Raw genomic sequence first — 20,727 nt, forward strand, 5'->3', positions numbered from 1 at the left:
GCCGCCGAAGATTACGCCTGCCGCCCTCACCTGCATCACGGTGCCGGATAGATCGGCTTGCCGGTCGCGGTCTCGTGCGGGTAGATCGAGACGAACTTGATGTGATCGTGCTCGTCGACCGTGAGCTGGCCGAGCGGCGTCAACTCGCCGATCTGGCCGCCGGTCTCATCCAGCGCGAAGGTGCCGTCCAGCGTCTTGAGCTGGCCGCTGAGCGAGAACACCGCGCGGCGCAGCTCCATCTGCTCGAGGCTGGTCGCAACCGACAGCGTCTTCTCGATCACCAGCGCGGTGGTGTAGCCGGCCACCGCGTTGAAGCCGAACTCCATCTTGCCGTCGTTGTACTTCTTCAGCCAGGCGGCGCGGAAATCCTTCATGTTCATCCCGAAATTGACGGGATAATCCAGCTCGGACGGCGGCACATAGGTCCAGACGTGCTCGAGGCCCTTGGCGCCGACATTCTTCTCGAGCAGCTCGGTCTCGAGGCCGGCATAGATCGCGAACAGCATCTTGAACTTGGTGCCGACGTCCTGGACGTTGCGCAGGAAGGCGATGTCATTCGGCGCGTAGCCGAAATGGATCACCGCGTCGGGATTGGTGTTGCTGATGTTGTTGATGATGACGTTGTAATTGGTGGTCTCGGTCGGGACGCCCTGGTCGTAGACGATCTCGATCGGCGCGCCGGACTCCTTGACGAACTTGCGGAACGCGTTGGCTTGGGTGCCCGTGAACTCGTTGGTCGCGTAGAGGATGGCGATCTTCTTGATGCCGAGGCCAGGGCCGTCATGGCTGATGAAATCCGCCACCGGCTTCGGCCAGACCGTCGACACCGGATCGGCCATCAGCGCGATGTAGGGATTGTCCTTGGAGAAGAAGCTCGCGCCGGTGCCGGTCTGGTCGAACAGGAACATCTTGTGGTCGCGCGCGATCGCGACCGCGGGCGCCGTCAGCACCGATCCGGAATCGGCGACCAGCAGATCAACCTTATCCTGGGTGACGAGCTGATTATAAAGCGTCGAGGCGGTCGCGGTGTTGCTCTGGTCGTCATAGGAGACGAGCTTGATCGGGATCTTCTTGTCGAACGCCTTCACGAAGACGCCACCCTCGGCGTTCTTCTGCTCGACCCACAATTTGAGCGAGCTGTAGACCGGCATCGAGATCGAGGCGTAGCGCCCCGAGGACGCGTAGAGTGTGCCGATCTTGATCTCCGACGGTGCGTCGGCGGCCATCGCCTGCGTGGCAAATGCGAGGCTGGCAGCGAGTGCCGCGCCGATGATCCTCAGCATGATATTATTCCTCCCGGGTATCTTGGACGTATCGTGGACCGGTCTTCGACGTATCTTGGACCGCGGCCCTTCTACGCGCCGGACCGGAGCGACACAAGCATCGCGGCCTTAGCAATTGTGCGAGGGGCGGAATATGCGGCATGCGCGAAACACAGGCCGCTGGGCGGGGCGTGGATGGACCGTTGACGGCCGTTGGTCCGATGGCGCATCAAGACCGTAACGATTTCGGGAGGAGACATCAGACATGGCCGAGCCCGCGCGCGCGAAACCAAAACCGACGCCTGAGACCCAGCATTTCTGGGATGGCACCAAGGCCGGCGAGCTGCGCCTGCAGCGCTGTGACGCCTGCGCCAATGTCTACTTTCCGCCGCGGCCGTTCTGCCCCTCCTGCGCCTCGCGCAAGGTCTCCGTCTTCAAGGCTACCGGCAAGGGCAAGCTGTACAGCTACGTCATCAACCATCGTCCCGCCGCCCCCGGCTTCACGCCGCCCTATGCGATCGCCATCGTCGAGCTCGACGAGGGCCCGCGCATGATGAGCAACATCATCGATTGTCCGCAGACGCCGGAAGCGCTCGAGCTCGATATGCCGCTCGAGGTCGCCTTCGAGGCACTCGACGACAGGATCACCCTCCCCCTCTTCCGCCCGGCAAAGGGGTAATGTGATGCGCAGGAACCAGGTTGCCGTCGTCGGTGCGGCCGAAACCACCGAACTCGGCGTCATCCCGAACATGTCGCAGATCCAGCTGCACGCGGACGCCGCGCTGAATGCGATCGCGGACGCCGGCCTGAAGCTGTCCGACATTGACGGCTTCGCCACCGCGGTCGAGACCCCGCAGCAGATGGCGCACTATCTCGGCATCACGCCGACCTGGGTCGACGGCACCTCGGTCGGCGGCTGTTCCTTCATGCTGCATGTTCGCCACGCGGCTGCCGCGATCGAGGCCGGCCTTTGCAAGACCGTGCTGATCACGCATGCCGAGAGCGGCAAGTCGATGATCGGCAAGCAGCCGCGCTTTACCGCGCCCGACAGCCTGAACGGCCAGTGCGAATCGCCGTTCGGCGTGTACGGTCCCCCGAGCATGTTCCCGATTCCGGTGCTGCGCTACATGAAGACGCACGGCATCACGCATGAGCAACTCGCGATGGTCGCGGTCGTGCAGCGCGAATGGGCGGCGAAGAATCCACGCGCGACCATGAAGGACCCGATCACGGTCGCCGACGTGCTGAACTCGCGGATGATCGCCTATCCGTTCCGGCTGCTGCAATGCTGCCTCGTCACTGACGGCGGCGGCGCGCTGATCCTCACCTCCGCCGATCGCGCCAGGGATTTCCCGCAAAAGCCGGTCTACATCCTCGGCACCGGCGAAAGCGTCGAAACGCCGATGGTCAGCCAGATGAAGACATTTGACTCATCGCGCGCCTTCAAGGTGGCGGGCCCGCTCGCCTTCAAGGAGGCCGGCATCGCCCACAAGGACGTCGATCATCTGATGATCTACGACGCCTTCGCGCACCTGCCGCTCTACGGCCTCGGCGACCTCGGCTTCATGCCGCATGAGGAAACCGGCAAGTTCATCGCCGACGGCAACACCCGCCCCGGCGGCAAGCTGCCGCTCAACACCAATGGCGGCGGGCTGAGCTACATGCACTCCGGCATGTACGGCATGTACGCGTTGCAGGAGAGCGTGCGGCAGATGCGCGGCATCGCGCCGGCGCAGGTGCCGAACGCGAAGATCTCGGTCTGCCACGGCGTCGGCGGCATGTTCGCCGCGAGTGGCACGATCATCTTTACGAACGAACGCTAGCAATGGCCGGCGCGAGCGCAGCGCCCAATCTGTCATTGCCGGGCTTGACCCGGCAATCCATCTCCTTCCGAGGAAGGATGGATGCGCGGGTCAAGCCCGCGCATGACGAGTGGGCTCTGCATCGGCCTGCGGACACACAGAACCAAGGAGAACCCACATGGCAAAATCACTGCAGGATAAGGTCATCATCGTCACCGGCGCGGGCCGCGGCATCGGCCGCGAGATTGCGCTGCTCTGCGCCGCGGAAGGCGCCAAGGTCGTGGTCAACGATCCCGGCGGCGCCGCCGACGGTGGGGGCTCGAGCGCAGCGCCCGCCGAGGAAGTGGTCGAGGAGATCAAGAAGCGCGGCGGCACCGCGGTCGCCAATTTCGAATCGGTGGCGGAAGCGATCCCCGCCAGCAAGATCGTGAAGACCGCGACCGATCATTTCGGCCGGCTCGACGGCGTCGTCAACAATGCCGGCATCCTGCGCGACATGATCTTCCACAAGATGAGCGTGGAAGCCTTCGAGGCCGTCATCAAGGTGCATCTGATGGGCTCGTTCTATGTCAGCCACGCCGCAGCGCGCATCTACCGCGAGCAGGAGTCAGGCTCGTTCGTGCACTTCACCTCGACCTCCGGCCTGATCGGCAATTACGGCCAGGCCAATTACGCCGCCGCCAAGCTCGGCATCGTCGGCCTGTCGAAATCGATCGCCCTCGACATGGGCCGTTTCAACGTCCGCTCGAACTGCGTGTCGCCGTTCGCCTGGACCCGCATGATCGGCACCATCCCGACCGAGACCGACGCCGAGAAGGCGCGCGTCGAGAAGATCAAGCAGATGGGCCCGGAGAAGATCGCGCCGGTCTGCGCCTATCTGCTCTCGGACGCCGCCAAGGACGTCACAGGGCAGATCTTCGGCGTGCGCATGAACGAGATCTTCCTGTTCAGCCAGCATCGTCCGGTGCGCTCGGTTCATCGCGGCGAAGGCTGGACGCCCGAGACCATTGCCGAACACGGCATGCCGGCGCTGAAGGGATCGTTCGCCAAGCTCGACCGCTCAGCCGACGTCTTCACCTGGGATCCGATCTGAATTTGGGATCCGATCTGACAGTTTTATGAAAAGTCGCCTCGGCGAACGCCGTGCGCAATCGCGCACGAGGCCGAGGCGGCACACTCTTTGGTTGTTTCTTCATGGCGCGCCCGCATTGTGCCCGAATTGCCGGCGCATGATCGTCCTCCCGATAACAAAAAGCCTGGGAGGACTTTCGTGACAAATCCAAGCAACACAGAGCAACACGGGCGCGACGGCACGAAGGCGTTCGACCGTCGAACAATTTTGCGCGGCGCAACCGCGCTTGCTGCAACTGCGATGGCTGCATCCGATGCCGCGGCACGCGACTTCGGCCGCAACGCGGAACCGCAGCGTTATCCCGACCCCGACATCGTCGTGATCGACGACAAGCGCTTCAAGGCCAAGGTCGGCAACACCGCGATCAAGCGGCTGTACACCGGCTGCCTCTGGGCAGAAGGCCCGGCCTGGAACGCGCAGGGCCAGTATCTGGTGTGGAGCGATATCCCGGCCAACCGGCAGTTGCGCTATCTCGACGATGACGGCCACATCTCCGAGCAGTTCCACAAGCCGTCGAACGAGGCCAACGGCTCGACCTTCGATTTCGAGGGCCGCCAGATCACCGCCGAACGCACCCGCCTGGTGCGCTACGAGCACGATGGAACCGTCACCTCGTTGGCGGAGCAGGCCAACGGCAAGCAGCTCAACGGGCCGAACGACATGGTCGTGCATCCCAACGACAAGTCGATCTGGTTCACCGACCCCGGCTATGGCGCGGTCTCGATCTACGAGGGCCAGCGCGCCAACACCGGCTCGAACCAGCCCTACCAGAAGGAGGCCGTCTACCGCATCGACGCTGCGACCGGCCAGATCACCAAGGTTGCCGACGAACCGTTCAAGCCGAACGGCATTGCCTTCAGCCACGATTACAAGAAAGTCTATGTCTGCGACACCGGCATCACGCATTATCCGAACGCGAAGAACATCGTCTGGCAGTACGACCTCAACGGCGACAAGCTCTCCAACCCGCGCACGTTGATCGACATGACGCTGGACGGCAAGTCAGGCTTCCCCGACGGCATGCGCGTCGATATCGACGGCAACATCTGGGTCGGCGCCGGCTGGGTCGGACCGGGCTATGACGGCGTGCAGGTGTTCGCACCCGACGGCCAGCGCATCGGCCAGATCCTGCTGCCGGAGACCTGCGCCAACCTCACCTTCGGCGGCAAGAAGCGCAACCGCCTGTTCATGACCGCAAGCCAGTCATTGTATGCGGTCTATGTGGAGACAAGAGGCGCGCACAACTGTTGAGATAGCCGTCGTCCCGGCGCAGGCCGGGACGACACCGTGGCTAGCCGCTATTCCTCAAGCCCGCCGAGATCCCGTTGATCGTGATCTGAATCCCGCGCAGCACCTGCTCGTCCGGGTTCTGCGCGCGGTGCTCCTTCAACAGCTCCACCTGCACGTGGTTGAGCGGGTCGAGATAGGGGAAGCGGTTGCGGATGCCGCGCTCCAGCAGCGGGTTGCCCTGCAGCAGCCGGTCGTGACCCATGATGTCGAGCAGCGTCTCGATCGCAAGATGCCACTCGCGGCGGATCTGGCCGAAGATCTTCTCGCGCAGCGCGACGTCGGGCACCAGCTCCGCATAGCGCGAGGCGATCGCGATCGAGCTCTTCGCCAGCACCATGTCCATATTTGAGAGCAGCGTGCGGAAGAACGGCCATTCCCTGTAGAGCTCCTGCAGGAACGGCATGCCCTGCTCCGGATGCTCGGCAATCCAGGTCTCGACCGCGCTGCCGAAGCCATACCAGCCCGGCAGCATCAGCCGGCATTGCGCCCAGGAGAACACCCACGGAATGGCACGCAGGTCCTCGATCTCGCGGGTCTTCTTGCGCGAAGCCGGACGGCTGCCGATGTTCAAGGTCGCGATCTCGTTGATGACGGTCGAGCCCCAGAAATAGTCGGCGAAGCCTGCGGTCTCATAGACGAGACCGCGATAGGCCTTGAACGCGAGCGCGGAAATTTCCTCCATCGCCTTGAGATATTCGCGGCGCGGCGCGCTCTGCCGTGGCTGCAGCAGGCTGGTTTCCAAAGTTGCCGCAGCGAGGATCTCCAGATTGTTGCGGCCGACCTCGGCATTGGAATATTTCGAGGAGATGATCTCGCCCTGCTCGGTGATGCGGATCTGGCCGTTCACCGCGCCGCCGGGCTGCGCGATGATCGCATCATAGCTCGGGCCGCCGCCGCGGCCGACCGAGCCGCCGCGGCCGTGGAACAGGCGCAGCCGTACGCCGTGGCGCTCGAACACCTCGACGAGGCCGATCTCGGCCTTGTAGAGCTCCCAGCCCGAGGTGACGAAACCGCCATCCTTATTGCTGTCGGAATAGCCGAGCATCACCTCCTGCACGCTGCCGAGGCTGTCGACGAGCTTGCGATAGTCGTGCAGCACCAGCATGCGGTCCATGATGCCGCTCGAGGCCTGCAGATCCTCGATGGTCTCGAACAGCGGCACGATATTGATGGCGCTGCGACCGGACGGATTGACCAGCCCGACCTCCTTCAGCAGCACCGCGACCTCAAGCATGTCGGACATGCCCTTGCACATCGAGATGATGCACTGGGCGATCACCTCGGGGCCGAACTTGGCGTGGGCTTCAGCCGCGGCGCGGAACACGGCGAGTTCGCCCTGGGTCTCCTCGGAATATTTGACGAAGGGCGAAGCCAGCGGCCGCGCGTTGCGCAATTCGCCCAGCAGCAGGCTGACGCGCGCGTCCTCGCCGAGGGCCAGATAGGACATGCCGGGATTTGCGGTGTCGAGCAGCTCGGCGATGGTGCGCTCATGCACCGCCGAGTTCTGGCGGATGTCGAGCCGCGCCAAATGGAAGCCGAAGCAATCCACCGCCCGCCGCAATTGCCGCAGCCGGCCGCGCGCGATCACGCCGGAATTGTTCGCGATCAGCGAGCGATCGAGCACGTCGAGATCGGCCTGGAACTCATTCACGCTCGCATAGGGTTCGGCCTTGCCGACCGGTGGCCGCGTGGTCTCGACCTCGAGCCGCATGGCGGTCGCTGCGAGCCGCGCATAGATACCCGATACCGCCAGACGATACGGCTCGCCGCTCCGATGCGGCGAGGTGTCCGGCGAACGCTCGGCGAGGATCCGCAATTCGTCCGAGATGTCGGCGAGATGTGCCGCAAGCGACAGCTCGGCGCCGAGCGTATGCAGCTGTTCGAGATAGAAGCTGAGCACCCGGCTCGACTGCAGCCGCAGCGTGCCGCGCATCACCTCGGCGGTGACGAAGGGATTGCCGTCGCGGTCGCCGCCGATCCAGCTTCCCATCCGGAGGAACGAGGCGAGTTCGGCCGCCTCGCCGCCCTCGTTGTTGAGGCGGTCCTCCAGCGCGCAGTGCACGCGCGGGACTTCCTGCAGGAAGGTGTAATCGTAGAACGACAGGCCGTTGGCGACCTCGTCGAGCACGGTGAGCTTGGTCCGGCGCAGCAGGTTGGTCTGCCACAACGTCACGACCGCGCGGCGCAGCTGTTCATCGCTGGCTTCGCTCTCCTCCGGCGTCATCTGCAGCCGCTCGCGGCGGTCGAGCAGGTGGGCGATCTCCATCTCGCGGTCCATCGTGCTCTTGCGGCGCACCTCGGTCGGATGCGCGGTCAATACCGGGCTGACCAGCGCGTTCTTGAAGAAGCTGCGCAGGTCGGCCGGGCTGATGCCGGCCTGGCGGGCATGGACCAGCGTCTGCTCCAGCGTGCTCAGCCGCGGCGCCCCGCCGGGGCCGCGGCTGCGCATCTGGCGGATGTTGTTCTGGTCCTCGGCAATGTTGGCGAGGTGGGAGAAATAGCTGAAGGCGCGGACGATCTGCAACGTCTCGGCAATCGACATGCCGTCGAGGATGCCTTCCAGTTCGCGCCGCGCCAGCTTGTCCTCGTCGCGATGGAACCGGACCGAGGTCTGGCGGATGCGCTCGACCAGGTCGAACACGTCGGCTCCTTCCTGGTCGCGCACGGTGTCGCCCAGCACGCGCCCCAAGAGCCGGATGTCGTTCCGGAGCCGTGCATCCTCCTCTTGTGCCGCCTTCTCAAGGAGACTGGCTTCTGCGGCACTCCTGGCACCGAGGTCGGTGTCGGAAGGCATGGTCTGGGGTGACATGGCGGGCTACTCTAGAGGCTGCCGGGTTCCTCCGGAGTGTGCGCTTTTTTTGCCGCAGCGCAAGATGAACTTGGAAGCGGTGCACACTCGGCCGTCGTCCCTGCGAAAGCAGGGAACCGTAACCACCGATATCCGAGGTTGGCATCAGACGGGGCCACAGCTCGCGCAAGGGGGAAATCCGTGGTTATGGGTAGCGGGTCGCGCGGAGCCTGTCATTGGGCGGCGCTTTGCGCCGACCCGTTGGCTTGCCCGGGACGACGGCGGGATTGTGGCCTAAATCCTCCGCCCCGCCCGCTCCCAATACGGGTCGCGCAGCCGGCGCTTGAAGATTTTTCCGGAGTCCTCCCGCGGCAAATTGGTCTGGATCTCGATGTGCTTGGGCACCTTGTAGTCGGCGAGCGCAGTCCTGAGCTGGGCGCGGACGGAGGCGATGTCGAGCGTGACGCCCGGCTGCGGCTCGACCACCGCCATCAGAGCCTCGCCGAACTCGGCGTCGGGAATGCCGAATACCGCGCAGTCGTGCACACCGGGCACCGCATGCAGCACGGCCTCGATCTCAGCCGGATAGATGTTGACGCCGCCCGAGATCACCATGTCGCGCTTGCGGTCGCAGATGAAGACGTAGCCGTCCGCGTCGATATAGCCGACGTCGCCCGAGGTGATGAATCCCTGGCGGTCGATCTCGGCGCGCTTCTCCGACTTGTTGTGATAGGTGAAATCGGGATTGCCGGCGATCCGCGAATAGATCTCGCCGATCTGGCCCTGCGGTACCTCCTTGCCGTCGTCGCCGATGAAGCGAAGCTCGGCGCCGGGCGAGATCTTTCCGACCGTGCCGGGCTTCTTCAGCGCGTCCTCGGAATTGGCGAACGTCACCGCACCCGACTCGGTCGATCCGTAGAATTCGTAGATCACCGGTCCCCACCATTCGATCATGGCGCGCTTGACGTCGGGCGGACAGGGCGCGGCGGCATGGATGATGTGGCGGAGCGACGACATGTCGTACTTCTGGCGTACCTCCTCCGGCAGCTTCATCAGGCGGATGAACATCGTCGGCACCATGAAGATGGTGTCGATCTTTTCGCGCTCGATCAGCTGCAGAAATTCCTCCGCATCGAAACGCGGCATCAGCACCAGCACGCCGCCGAGCTTGCCCGAACGCAGCCCGAAGGAATTCGGCGCCGAATGGTAGAGCGGCCCCGGCAGGATCGCGCGTGCCCCCGGCCGCAGGCCGTAGATCATCCCGCGCATCGCCTCCGCATTGGCGGTCTGCTCCGGCGTCGGCGCGAAGCGACGCACGCCCTTCGGATGGCCTGTCGTGCCCGAGGTGTAGATCATGTTCTGCGGTTGCGGCACCACAGGGCCGTCATAGCGCGGGAACTGCGCCAGCCAGGATTCGAAATCGATCGCGAAATCCGGTGTCGCGAGATGATCGGGATTGATCTTGTAGTTGACGAGGATTTCCGGGGGCGTCGGCACGCTGAGCACGGTGACATCGGGCGGGATCGCGCCGCGCAGCGGCTGCAGCATATCGGCATGGCCGATCAGGACGCGCGTGCCGGAATCCGTCAGCACGTAGTTGATCTCCTCCGGCTTGAAGTGCCAGTTGATCGGCACCCCATAGGCGCCGAGCCGCATCGCCGCATAGGCAGCCTCGATGAAGGCGATGTCGTTGCGCATCAGCATGCAGACGCTGTCGCCCGGCTTGACGCCGAGCTTGTTCAGGCCGCTGGCAATGCGGTCGGTACGCTCGGCCACCGCAGCGTGATCGCGCCGGCGGCCGCCGCTGATGATGCCAAGGAAGGGTTGGGACGTTTCCATTTGTCGCTGTCCGATCTGTCGTCGGGTTGGAAGTTAGGTCGTCATTCCGGGGGGCGCAGAGCGCGAACCCGGAATTTCGAGACTCCGGGTCTGGTGCTAACGCACCATCCCGGAATGACGGCGTGACAGTTACCCCGCATCCGCAAACCTCGGCGCCCGCTTCTCCAGATTGGCGCGCACGGATTCGGTCTGGTTCGGGCTGCCGAGCAGCTTCTGCTGCTCGACGGATTCCGCAAGCAGCGCGGCGGCCGGATCGACCGACAGATTGTTCAGCATCCGCTTGGCCGCACGGATCGCATCCGGGCTCTTGCCGGCGATCTCGCGCGCGACTTCGAGCGCGGCCGCGCGCGGATCGTCACAGATGCGGGTGGCGAGGCCGTAGCTCTGGGCTTCCTGCGCCGAGAAGATCCGGCCGGTATAGGTGAGCTCGCGCAGGATATCGTCGCGCACGAGGCTCGCGAGGATTGGCGTGCCGGCCATGTCGGGGACGAGGCCCCACTTGATCTCCATGATCGACATCCGCGCATCTGGTGACAGGAAGCGCATGTCGGCGCCGAGCGCGAGCTGGAAGCCACCGCCGAACGCGACGCCGTGGACCGCGGCGATCACGGGCACCGGAAGCTGGCGCCAGCCCCAGACCGCTTGCTGCGCGAAATTGGCTTTGCCATGGGTGCGGATCGTGAGGTCGCGGCTCTCGCCGCCCGGCACTCCGTTACCGCCGTCCTTCATGGCAGCGAACCGGCCCATGTCCAGGCCGGCGCAGAAGGCCCGTCCCTCGCCGGAGAGCACGACGACCCGGACGCCTTTTTCCGTGGAAAGCCGGTCGGTTGCGGCGACCAATGCCTCGAACATCGCGGCATCGAGCGCGTTCATCTTGTCCGCCCGCACCAAGCGGACATCGGCGATACCGTCTGAAATCGATATCGAAACGCGATCTTCCATCATTCCCTCCGCTTTGTTCCTTGAGTTGGCGCTTTACACAAAGGCCGTTGTCCGCTTTTAGTCAATCGACCAATTAACTGACAACCCCCGTGGAGGAAACGATGTTCTCTGATCAGCTTCTTGCCGGGCGGCGCATACTGGTAACCGGTGGTGGCACCGGCCTTGGCAAGGCCATGGCTTCGCGGTTCCTGCAACTCGGGGCCGAGGTGCATATCTGCGGCCGCCGCAAGAGCGTTTGCGACGAGACCGCCACCGAGCTGATGGCCGAGCATGGCGGACGCGTGGTCAGCCACGGCGTCGACATCCGCAATGCGATGGCGGTCGACGAGATGATTGAGGCGATCTGGACCACCAGCGGCCCCCTTACGGATCTCATCAACAACGCCGCCGGCAATTTCATCTCGCGCTCGGAAGAGCTCTCCGCGCGAGGGTTCGACGCAGTGGCCAACATCGTGATGCACGGCACCTTCTACGTGACGCATGCGGTAGGCCGGCGCTGGATCGCCGGCGGACATCGCGGCAACGTGGTGTCGATCACCGTGACCTGGGTGCGCAACGGCTCGCCCTATGTGGTGCCGTCGGCGATGAGCAAGTCGGCGATCCACGCCATGACCATGTCGCTCGCGGTCGAATGGGGCCGTCACGGCATCCGCCTCAACACCATCGCGCCCGGCGAGATTCCGACCGAGGGCATGAGCAAGCGCATCAAGCCCGGCGACGAGGCCGGCGCGCGCACCAAGGCGATGAACCCGATGGGCCGCGTCGGCACCATCGAGGAGTTGCAGAACCTCGCCGTGTTCCTGATCTCCGGCGGCTGCGACTGGATCAACGGCGAAACCATCGCCATGGACGGCGCTCAGGCGCTCGCGATGGGCGGCAATTTCTATCAGCTGCGCGACTGGAGCGACGACGACTGGACCAAGGCGCGCGATTCGATCAAGGCGCAGAACGAGAAGGATCGCGCTGCGCGGGGCTGACGCCCGCCTCAACCACCACTGTCGTCCCGGCGAAGGCCGGGACCCATAACCACCGCTCCTCATCGCTGAGCTCGCTGGGGCCCCAGCGTCGCGCCACAATCCACATTCGTGGTTATGGGTCCCGGGTCGCGCTTCGCTTGCCCGGGACGACTGTGTGGATGGATCGTGCACCAGTCCCCGTATTGTTTTTCCCGCGCGATGCCGCCACACTCCGCGCAACCAAAGCAAGATGTCACGGGGGAAACATGTCCGACGCGCCGAAACTGAGCAACCTCGCCGACATGGTGCGCGACCGCGCTGCAAGCCGCGGCGATGCGCTGGCCTATGAGTTCGAGGGCCGGCAGACCTCCTTCGCCGAATTCGACACCAACACCAACCGCGTCGCCAACGCGCTGCTCGCGATGGGCATCAAGAAGGGCGAGCGGATCGCCTATCTCGGCAAGAACAGCGACTTCTATTTCGAATTGCTGATGGGTGCGATGAAAGCCGGCGTGGTGATGGCACCGGTGAACTGGCGCCTCGCAGGCCCCGAGGTCGCCTTCATCGTCGACGACTGCAAGGCTCCCGTCCTGTTCGTTGGCCCCGAATTCATCACGCAGGCGCGCAACATCAGGGACAAGCTGCCCAGCGTCCGCACCGTCATCACGACCGAGGGCGGTGCGCCGGAATGGCCCGACTATCTCGCCTGGCGCGACGCGCAGAGCGGCGACGACCCGCGCGTCGCGATCGAGCCCAAGGACATCGCGATCCAGCTCTACACCTCGGGCACCACGGGCAAGCCGAAGGGCGCGATGCTGTCGCACGCCAACTTCCTCAATCTGGTGCAGAGCGGCAACGAGGCCGAAAAGCCGGAATGGAACCGGTGGACCACCGACGACGTCTCGCTGGTCGCGATGCCGATCTTCCACATCGGCGGCTCCGGCTGGGGCGTGATGGGGCTCTATCATGGCGCCCGCGGCGTGATCGCGCGCGAGTTCGACCCAACCAAGGTGCTCGACTTCTTCGAGCAGTCCGGCATCACCAAGCTGTTCATGGTGCCGGCCGCGATGCAGTTCGTGGTGCGGCAGCCGCGCGCGCAGCAGGTCGACTTCTCGCGCCTGAAATACATGCTCTACGGCGCCTCCCCGATCCCGGCGGCGCTGCTGAAGGAGTGCATCGAGGTCTTCAAATGCGGCTTCGTGCAGATGTACGGCATGACCGAGACCACCGGGACCATCGTCGCGCTCCCGCCGGAGGATCACGTCGAGGGGCTCGACCGCATGCGCTCCGCCGGCAAGGCGCTGCCCGGCATCGAGCTTGCGATCCTCGATCCGGATGGCAAGCCGCTGCCGCCGGGCGAAGTCGGCGAGATCGCCACCCGCTCCGGCTCCAACATGGCCGGCTACTGGAATCTGCCCGAGGCCACCGCGCGCACGATCGATAGCGACGGCTGGCTGCGCACCGGCGATGCCGGCTACATGGACAGTGACGGTTATCTCTACATCCACGACCGCATCAAGGACATGATCATCTCCGGCGGCGAGAACATCTACCCGGCCGAAGTCGAGAGCGCGCTGTGCGATCACCCGGACGTCGCGGAAGCCGCCGTGATCGGCATTCCCGACGAAAAGTGGGGCGAGGCGGTGAAGGCGGTGGTGGTGATGAAGCCGGGCAAGAGCGCGACGGCCACCGACATCATCAACTTCACCCGCGAGCGGATCGCCGGCTACAAGACGCCGAAATCGGTCGACTTCATCCCGGCGCTGCCGCGCAACCCGTCAGGCAAGATCCTGCGGCGGAGCCTGCGTGAACCGTATTGGGCGGGCAAGGACCGGCAGGTGAATTAGCTCCCCTGTCGTCCCGGCCAAGCGAAGCGCGAGCCGGGACGACGATGGAGAGAGAGCCGCGCATCACGTCTTCTTCATTCTCTCCCGCAGGACGCGCCAGCGCTCCTGCGCTTCCTCCGGCCAGATGTCTCTCCGATCGTAATATTCGGCGAACACCTTGGCGCTCGGCGGGAATGTGACCCAGGGCTGCTTGGACGACGTGAAGATGTGGACATCAGGCGGGCACTGGCTGGGATCATCGAGCGTGCCGACGCGGACGAAGCGCACCGCCGCTCCCGAGCCCGGATAATTGCTCCAGACCGCGACCTTGCAGCGCGGGCAGCGCGCGATCTTCTGTCCCTTGCCGCTCGCCGACGGCGTGTCCACGATCTCGGGCTCGGCCGCAATGTGCTCGACCCGCTCGGCCTCGTACATCGCGTTGAGCGCGTGCACGGTGCCGGTCTCCCGCTGGCACCATGTGCAATGGCAGGCATGCACGATCAGCGGCCTGCCGATGAGGCGGTAGCGGACGTTCCTGCAGGTGCACCCACCTTCCATCTCGTGCCGCCTCCCCGGTTAACGCCTCAATGCTTGCCGGCGCCCATGTAGCCGAACAGGAAGCCTGCCACCTTGCGCTTCTGGATTTCCTCGCTGCCCTCGGTGATACGATAGCGGCGGTGATGGCGATAGATGTGCTCGAACGGCTTGTGGCGCGAATAGCCCATGCCGCCATGCACCTGCATCGCGCGGTCGGCGGCCTCGCAGCACAGGCGGTTTGCCCAGAAATTGCACATCGAGACCCTGTCCGACAGCGTGTGCTCGACCTGCGCCTGGGTCAGCTGGTCCATCTCCCAGGCGGTCTTGCGGATCAACAGCCGCAGCATCTCGGCCTGGGTCGCAAGCTCGACCAGCGGCCACTGGATCGCCTGGTTCTCGGCCAGCGCCTTGCCGAACGGCTTGCGCTCGCGGGCATATTTCACGCTCTCGTTGATGCAATAGACCGCAGCGCCGAGCGAGCTCGCCGCCTGGCGAATCCGGTTCTCGTGCACGAAGCATTGCGCCAGCGACAAGCCGCGGCCGACCTCGCCGAACTGCGCATCCTCAGGCACGAACACGTCGGTGAAGCTGACCCGCGGATGATCGGTCGGCATATTGAAGGTCCACATATATTCCTCAACCTTCACGCCCGCCGATTTCGCCGGCACCAGGAAGCAGGAGATGCCGCGCGCGTCGCCGTCATTGCCGGAGGTGCGGGCAAACAGCGCGCAGTGCGTCGCGACATGCATGCCGGTGGTCCACATCTTCTCGCCATTGATGATCCAGCCCTTGACGTTGTCGCGCGTCGCCGGCACCGCCCTGGTTTCCATATGCGTGGCGTCGGAGCCATGCTCGGGCTCGGTCAGACCGAACGTGATGCGGTACTTGCCGGTGATCGAGCCGTCGATCATCGCCTTCTGCTCGTCGGTTCCATAGCGGTCGAGCATGGTCACGATCGGCAGATTGCCGACGATCGAGTGCTCGTTCTGCAGATCGTTGTGCAGGCCGAGACCTTTCGAGGCAAAATGCTCGCGGATGACAGCCATCCAGAGATTGGAGCCGTCCTTGCCGCCGTAGCGCTTCGGGATCGCGAAGCGCAGATGGCCCGCGGCATCGGCCAGGTTCTTGACCTTGCGCAGCAAGAGCTCCCATTCATGGCGCGGCAGGCCGCCCTTGTCGAAATCGGTGCGCGCCCATTCGCGGCGGTGATCGAAGAAGCGGATGTTGTCGTCAGCCGCTTCCAGCGGCTTGATCTCGCGTTCGATGAAGCGATCGAGCTCGGCGAGATAGGCAGTCAGGTCAGCCGGCAGGTTGAAATCCAAGGCGGTCACTCCCGAAAATATTGTTGATTCTGGTTTTGCGTTTAGGCGCTATCGCGCAGGCGCGTTCGGATCGATTAAGGTGAGAAGCGCGTGGCCAAGTCAAGCAGGCCGATGAGGCTTGCGCGCGCGGTCGCGTTGCGTAATTGGATGGCACGGAACGACGCGCAGGCGGTAGGATATCAGCCATATTCTTCGCCGCAGAAAATCGACGGGAGCAAACATGGATCTGAAATTCTCCAAGGTGACGCGCAAGGGTCCCATCACCATCGTGACGCTGTCGCGGCCCGAGGTTTATAACGCGCTGCATATCGACGCGCATTTCGAGCTCAACAAGGTGTTCGACGACTTCTCCGCCGATCCCGAGCAGTGGGTCGCGATCGTCACCGGCGCCGGCGACAAGGCGTTCTGCGCCGGCAACGACCTGAAATGGCAGGCCGCGGGCGGCAAGCGCGGCTGGGACAAGGGCGGCTTCGCCGGCCTCACCACCCGCTTCGACTGCGACAAGCCGATCATCGCCGCCGTCAACGGCGTCGCGATGGGCGGCGGCTTCGAGGTCGCGCTGGCCTGCGACCTGATCATCGCATCGGAGAATGCGACCTTCGCCCTGCCCGAGCCGCGCGTCGGCCTCGCGGCGCTTGCCGGCGGCCTGCAGCGGTTGCCGCGCCAGATCGGGCTGAAGCGCGCCATGGGCATGATCCTGACCGCTCGCCATGTCAGTGCCAAGGAAGGTCTCGAGCTCGGCTTCGTCAACGAGGTGGTGCCGCAAGGCGAGGCGCTGGCCGCCGCCGAGCGCTGGGCCGAGACCATCGCCAAGAACTCGCCGATGTCGATCCGCGCCTCCAAGCAGGCGATCCAGAAGGGACTCGAAGTCTCGCTCGAGCAGGCGCTGGCCGAGCAGCGCGACTATCCGGCGGTGAAGGCGATGGCCGCCTCGCAGGATTATATCGAGGGCCCGAAGGCGTTTTCGGAGAAGCGCCCGCCGAAGTGGCTGGGGCGGTAACAGCTCTCTCCCGCGTCATTGCGAGCGAAGCGACGCAATCCATCTCGCCAAGCGCAGAGATGTGGATTGCTTCGTCGCTTCGCTCCTCGCAATGACGCGCACTTCGTAAGATGGGTAGAGCGCAGCGAAACCCATCGACGTCTGCCGCGTGCCATGATGGGTTTCGCTTCGCTCTACCCATCCTACTTATTTCCCAACTCCCTCTTGTAGGACGCGTAGTTCGGCTGATCGACGGCGAGCTTGTCCATCGTCGTCTGCCAGAGATGCTCCGATAACCCCGGCGTCTTCAAATCGACGTCGCCGCGTGCGATTTTCTCCGACAGCACGCGGTTCAGCTCCATCAGCGTGCCGTCCGCGCCGACAAGCGCCTTCAGCCGCGCGGCCTCGGTGGCATCGCCGGCCTCGGCAAGCGCGAGCTGCCGCGTCACCAGATCGAGTGCGTTGATGCCGACCCGCAGCTTGAAGCTATTGTGCCCCTTGATCGCAGGCGCGATCTCGTTGCGCAGGAAATCAGCGACGGCCTTGATCAGTTCGGTGGGTGTCGGTTCGTCCTGCATCTCAACGACCTCTCGGTACGAGTAACCTAAGCAGATCGATCTCGGTCTCCGACGCGCGGCGCCCGATCATCGCGCGCTCCATCGAGTGATCGGGGCCCAGGCGGAAGCGCTGCATCATGCCGCAGCACATCACACCCCAGCGCAGCGTGCCCATCACTTCCCAGAACTTCACGCGGTCGGGATCGACCTTGCGGCCGGCTTCCGCATAACCCACGAACAGGTCCTCGCGGGAGCCGAAGCCGCCGACCGGCTTGTCGATCTCGCCGAAGCGCCAGGAGTTGACGCAAATCCAGCCGAGGTCTTCCATGGGATCGCCGGTATGCGCGAGCTCCCAGTCGAGCACCGCGCGCACCCCGTCGGGGCCGATGATCAGATTGCCGTGGCGGAAATCGCCATGCACCAGCGTCACCTCGGACGACGGACCGGGATCGTGATCGCGCAACCAGCGCAGCGCCAGTTCGAACACCGGCCGCGGCCAGTTGAAGCTGTGATATTCACGGGCGAGATCCTCGATCTCCTTGGTCGCGGTCAGGCTGCGTAGCTGTGGCAGTTTGGCCTGGGGCAGGCCATGGATGCCGGCGATGACGCGGCCGAGCTGGCGCGCCAGGATCGGCCGCGCCCTGGCAAATTCCTCATCGCGCAAAATTTTGCGCGCGATGGTCTCGCCCTCGACCCGCGCCATGATGAAGCCGCGGCCAAGGCCGTCCTCCGGCCTCAGCACATGCATCACCTTCGGCGACGGCAGGCCCGCGTCATGCGCGAGCCGCATCAGCGTCGCCTCCGCATCGAGGCCGGCGGCGCGGCCCGGCGCGGCACCGTAGCCCGGCGGCGCGCGGCGCAGGATCGCGCCGATAGTGCCGTTCGGGTGCACGATGTCGAACGTCCAGGTCTCCTGGCTGGCACCGCCAGAGAGCTTTGCGGCACCGGCGACGCCGGTCGCGCCTGGCAGAAACGAGGCGACGCAGCGGGTGAGCTCGGTCTCGATCATTTGCCCTTGAACTTCGCCGGCCGCTTCTCGAGGAACGCGGTGACACCTTCCTTGAAGTCCTCGGCGCGGCCAGCGATCCGCTGTGACTCGAATTCAAGATTGAGCTGATCCTCGAGGGTGTTTTCCGGACTGTCCCAATAGAGCTTGCGGATCAGCGACAGCGCGACGGTCGGGCCGTTGGCGAGATCGTGCGCCAGCTTCATGGTCTCCTCCATCAGCGCGCCGTCGTCATAGACGCGGTTGACGAGGCCCCATTCCAGCGCCTTCTCGGCCGGCAGCCGCTCGCCGAGCAGCGACAGCTCGACCGAGCGCGCCTTGCCGATCAGCCGCGGCAGCAGCCAGGTCGAGCCGCAATCCGGCACCAGGCCGATGCGGCGGAACGCCTGCAGGAAATAGGACGAGCGCGCGCACAGGATGAGGTCGCCCATCAGCGCGAAGCTCATGCCGGCGCCGGCGGCCGGACCGTTCACCGCCGTCACGATCGGACAGTGCAGCTTACGCAATCGGCGCAGGAACGGGTGGAACGCGGTCTCCAGTGCTGCGCCGGCGTTGCTCTTGCCGGGCTTCTGCTGCTGGTTGCGGCCCTGCAGATTGGCGCCGGTACAGAAGGCGCGGCCCGCACCGGTGATCACCAGGCAGCGCACCTCGTCGCGCTTGTCGTCGATCGCATCGAGCGCCTCGGCAAGGCCGCCCAGCATGTCGATCGAGACCGCGTTCATGACTTCCTGATGGTCGAGCTTGAGGATCGCGACCGATCCGTCGAAGTCGAGCGTGACGTGCTTGAACTGCATGGTTTCCTCTTTACGTTGCTGCGGCGGTTGGTACCGCAGTAGGTCGATGGGCCGACCTATATTTGGACCCATATTTGATTTTTGTGCCGGGCTTGTCCATGGTCGGCAGCAAGCCCATCCGTGAACGCGTGATTAGCGCGCACCAAACCAAATGGAAACCCCAATGAGTGGCATCTTCGATCTCACCGGCCGCGTCGCTGTCATCACCGGCGGCAATGGCGGCATCGGCCTCGGCATCGCGCAGGCGCTGAACGCCGCCGGCTGCAACGTCGCGATCTGGGGCCGCAACGCGGAAAAAAACGCCAACGCCGCGGCCTCGATGAAGGCCGGACCCGGCAAGGTCGCAACCCAATTCTGCGACGTCACCGATCCCGGCTCGGTCAAGACCGCGATGAAGGCGACGCTCGACACCTTCGGCCGCGTCGACGGCTGCTTCGCCAATGCCGGCATCGGCGGCGGCGGACGCCGCTCCTTCATCGACCGCACCGAGGAGGAATGGCGCAGGATGTTCGCGACCAATCTCGATGGCGTGTTTCACGTATTCCAGGCTGCCGCACGTCACATGACCGAGCGTTCCGAGGCCGGTGACAAGTTCGGCCGGCTGGTCGCGACCTCGAGCCTCGCCTCGCTGTTCGGCACCGCGCGCAACGAGCACTATGCCGGCACCAAGGCCGCGCTGAACGCGCTGTGCCGCGCGCTCGCCGTCGAGCTCGCCCGCCACGGCGTCACCGCGAATGCGATCCTGCCCGGCTGGATCAAGAGCGACATGACCGCCGGCATCATGGCCAACGACAAGTTCGTCGCCAATGTGATGCCGCGCATCCCGGTACGCCGCTTCGGCGAGCCGAGCGATTTCGGCGGCATCGCCGTCTACCTCATGAGCAAGGCGTCGTCCTATCATACGGCGGACTGCTTTGTAATCGACGGCGGGTACACGGCGTTTTGAGTTTCTGCGGCCGCCACATTCACCGCCGTCGTCCCGGCGAAGGCCGGGACCCATAACCACAGGACGCCGTTGTTGAAGCAAGCTGGGGCCACAGCGTCGCAACGCAATGAGCAACGGTGGTTATGGGTCCCGGGTCGCGCTGCGCTTGCCCGGGACGACGGCGAGTGTGTGGTGCAAGTTTTGATGCACCCCTGCACGTCTCAAATTCTGCCGTCGTCCCGGCGCGACGCAGCATCGCTTCCGTCGCGGCAAGACTGCTGCTAAGCGTTCGAGCGACAAGCACGCGACAAGGCGGCTTTCGTCAACAACAGGGAGGATATTTCAGATGTTTTCACACGTGATGGTCGGCACCAACGATCTGGACAAGGCCAAGTCGTTCTATGACGCGCTGCTTGGCACGCTCGATGTCCGGCCGGCTCGCGTCGACGGTCACCGCATCATGTACCTCACCAAGGCCGGCATTTTCATGGTTTCCAAGCCGATCAACGGCGAACCGGCGACGCACGCCAATGGGGGCACGATCGGCTTCGCCTGCTCTTCGCCGGAGCAGGTCGAGGCCTGGCACGCGGCCGGCGTCGCCAATGGCGGCAAGAGCTGCGAGGACCCGCCGGGCGTGCGCGAAGGCAATGGCATCAAGCTCTACCTCGCCTATTTGCGCGACCTCGACGGCAACAAGATCTGCGCAATGCATCGGATGACCTAAACGGCGTCCGCCAGAATCTTTTCACGCTGTGCGCGGCGGCGTTCAA

18 protein-coding genes are annotated in these 20,727 nt (G+C 64.7%); 9 read left to right on the forward strand and 9 right to left on the reverse strand.

Annotation, left to right across the window (positions count from 1 at the left end; translation table 11 throughout):
* Positions 1-35: 35 nt before the first annotated feature.
* On the reverse strand, positions 36-1,283 hold the full coding sequence (locus HAP47_RS28825) for an amino acid ABC transporter substrate-binding protein (protein ID WP_173641691.1): 1,248 nt from the start codon (positions 1,281-1,283) through the stop codon (positions 36-38).
* A 244-nt stretch (positions 1,284-1,527) separates the two neighbouring features.
* Between HAP47_RS28825 and HAP47_RS28830 the strand changes: the two genes are divergently transcribed.
* The 4 genes from HAP47_RS28830 to HAP47_RS28845 all read left to right on the forward strand — a co-directional run bounded on the left by HAP47_RS28830 (position 1,528) and on the right by HAP47_RS28845 (position 5,447).
* On the forward strand, positions 1,528-1,941 hold the full coding sequence (locus HAP47_RS28830) for a Zn-ribbon domain-containing OB-fold protein (RefSeq protein ID WP_173641690.1): 414 nt from the start codon (positions 1,528-1,530) through the stop codon (positions 1,939-1,941).
* Between the two features lie 4 nt (positions 1,942-1,945).
* Complete coding sequence (locus tag HAP47_RS28835; protein WP_173641689.1) at positions 1,946-3,085, forward strand: thiolase C-terminal domain-containing protein; 1,140 nt, start codon at positions 1,946-1,948, stop codon at positions 3,083-3,085.
* Between the two features lie 157 nt (positions 3,086-3,242).
* Positions 3,243-4,157, forward strand: a complete 915-nt coding sequence (locus HAP47_RS28840) for an SDR family oxidoreductase (protein ID WP_173641688.1) — start codon at positions 3,243-3,245, stop codon at positions 4,155-4,157.
* 177 nt (positions 4,158-4,334) lie between these two features.
* Complete coding sequence (locus tag HAP47_RS28845; protein ID WP_173641687.1) at positions 4,335-5,447, forward strand: SMP-30/gluconolactonase/LRE family protein; 1,113 nt, start codon at positions 4,335-4,337, stop codon at positions 5,445-5,447.
* A gap of 40 nt (positions 5,448-5,487) precedes the next feature.
* On the opposite strand, the gene ppc is transcribed toward HAP47_RS28845, so the two are convergent.
* The 3 genes from ppc to HAP47_RS28860 all read right to left on the reverse strand — a co-directional run bounded on the left by ppc (position 5,488) and on the right by HAP47_RS28860 (position 11,055).
* Positions 5,488-8,295 carry a phosphoenolpyruvate carboxylase gene (ppc, locus tag HAP47_RS28850; RefSeq protein ID WP_173641686.1) on the reverse strand — a complete coding sequence of 936 codons (2,808 nt, stop codon included), beginning with the start codon at positions 8,293-8,295 and terminating at the stop codon, positions 5,488-5,490.
* Between the two features lie 273 nt (positions 8,296-8,568).
* Positions 8,569-10,113, reverse strand: a complete 1,545-nt coding sequence (locus HAP47_RS28855; protein WP_173641685.1) for an acyl-CoA synthetase — start codon at positions 10,111-10,113, stop codon at positions 8,569-8,571.
* Between the two features lie 129 nt (positions 10,114-10,242).
* Entirely contained in the window at positions 10,243-11,055 is an 813-nt protein-coding gene (locus HAP47_RS28860; RefSeq protein ID WP_173641684.1) for a crotonase/enoyl-CoA hydratase family protein, read from the reverse strand.
* A gap of 101 nt (positions 11,056-11,156) precedes the next feature.
* Between HAP47_RS28860 and HAP47_RS28865 the strand changes: the two genes are divergently transcribed.
* Both HAP47_RS28865 and HAP47_RS28870 read left to right on the forward strand, forming a co-directional pair.
* Positions 11,157-12,032: an SDR family oxidoreductase gene (locus tag HAP47_RS28865; protein ID WP_173641683.1), complete on the forward strand. Its 876-nt coding sequence runs from the start codon at positions 11,157-11,159 to the stop codon at positions 12,030-12,032.
* A gap of 245 nt (positions 12,033-12,277) precedes the next feature.
* Positions 12,278-13,858: a fatty acid--CoA ligase gene (locus HAP47_RS28870; RefSeq protein WP_173641682.1), complete on the forward strand. Its 1,581-nt coding sequence runs from the start codon at positions 12,278-12,280 to the stop codon at positions 13,856-13,858.
* A 63-nt stretch (positions 13,859-13,921) separates the two neighbouring features.
* Here HAP47_RS28870 and HAP47_RS28875 read toward each other — a convergent pair whose 3' ends face one another.
* Both HAP47_RS28875 and HAP47_RS28880 read right to left on the reverse strand, forming a co-directional pair.
* Positions 13,922-14,395 carry a GFA family protein gene (locus HAP47_RS28875; RefSeq protein WP_173641681.1) on the reverse strand — a complete coding sequence of 158 codons (474 nt, stop codon included), beginning with the start codon at positions 14,393-14,395 and terminating at the stop codon, positions 13,922-13,924.
* A 26-nt stretch (positions 14,396-14,421) separates the two neighbouring features.
* Positions 14,422-15,696 carry an acyl-CoA dehydrogenase family protein gene (locus HAP47_RS28880; RefSeq protein ID WP_173641680.1) on the reverse strand — a complete coding sequence of 425 codons (1,275 nt, stop codon included), beginning with the start codon at positions 15,694-15,696 and terminating at the stop codon, positions 14,422-14,424.
* A 220-nt stretch (positions 15,697-15,916) separates the two neighbouring features.
* Between HAP47_RS28880 and HAP47_RS28885 the strand changes: the two genes are divergently transcribed.
* The gene (locus HAP47_RS28885) at positions 15,917-16,696 is read left to right on the forward strand and encodes an enoyl-CoA hydratase-related protein (protein WP_173641679.1); all 780 of its coding nucleotides are present in this window, start codon (positions 15,917-15,919) and stop codon (positions 16,694-16,696) included.
* A 182-nt stretch (positions 16,697-16,878) separates the two neighbouring features.
* On the opposite strand, the gene HAP47_RS28890 is transcribed toward HAP47_RS28885, so the two are convergent.
* The 3 genes from HAP47_RS28890 to HAP47_RS28900 are packed head-to-tail and all read right to left on the reverse strand — an operon-like array spanning position 16,879 to position 19,032.
* Positions 16,879-17,253 (reverse strand): DUF6285 domain-containing protein, encoded by a 375-nt coding sequence (locus HAP47_RS28890; RefSeq protein WP_173641678.1) that lies wholly within the window; start codon positions 17,251-17,253, stop codon positions 16,879-16,881.
* 1 nt (position 17,254) lies between these two features.
* Positions 17,255-18,241 carry a phosphotransferase family protein gene (locus tag HAP47_RS28895; protein WP_173641677.1) on the reverse strand — a complete coding sequence of 329 codons (987 nt, stop codon included), beginning with the start codon at positions 18,239-18,241 and terminating at the stop codon, positions 17,255-17,257.
* The gene (locus HAP47_RS28900) at positions 18,238-19,032 is read right to left on the reverse strand and encodes an enoyl-CoA hydratase/isomerase (protein ID WP_173641676.1); all 795 of its coding nucleotides are present in this window, start codon (positions 19,030-19,032) and stop codon (positions 18,238-18,240) included. The genes HAP47_RS28895 and HAP47_RS28900 overlap by 4 nt, the downstream gene beginning before the upstream one ends.
* A gap of 163 nt (positions 19,033-19,195) precedes the next feature.
* Here HAP47_RS28900 and HAP47_RS28905 point away from each other — a divergent pair, with 163 nt between their 5' ends.
* Together HAP47_RS28905 and HAP47_RS28910 are read left to right on the forward strand one after the other, a co-directional pair.
* The gene (locus HAP47_RS28905) at positions 19,196-19,978 is read left to right on the forward strand and encodes an SDR family NAD(P)-dependent oxidoreductase (RefSeq protein ID WP_173641675.1); all 783 of its coding nucleotides are present in this window, start codon (positions 19,196-19,198) and stop codon (positions 19,976-19,978) included.
* A 325-nt stretch (positions 19,979-20,303) separates the two neighbouring features.
* A complete protein-coding gene (locus HAP47_RS28910) occupies positions 20,304-20,681 on the forward strand; it encodes a VOC family protein (protein WP_173641674.1) in 378 nt (125 codons plus the stop codon).
* Positions 20,682-20,727: the final 46 nt, after the last annotated feature.

The sequence above is a fragment of the Bradyrhizobium sp. 41S5 genome, assembly GCF_011516665.3.
Lineage (GTDB): Bacteria > Pseudomonadota > Alphaproteobacteria > Rhizobiales > Xanthobacteraceae > Bradyrhizobium > Bradyrhizobium quebecense.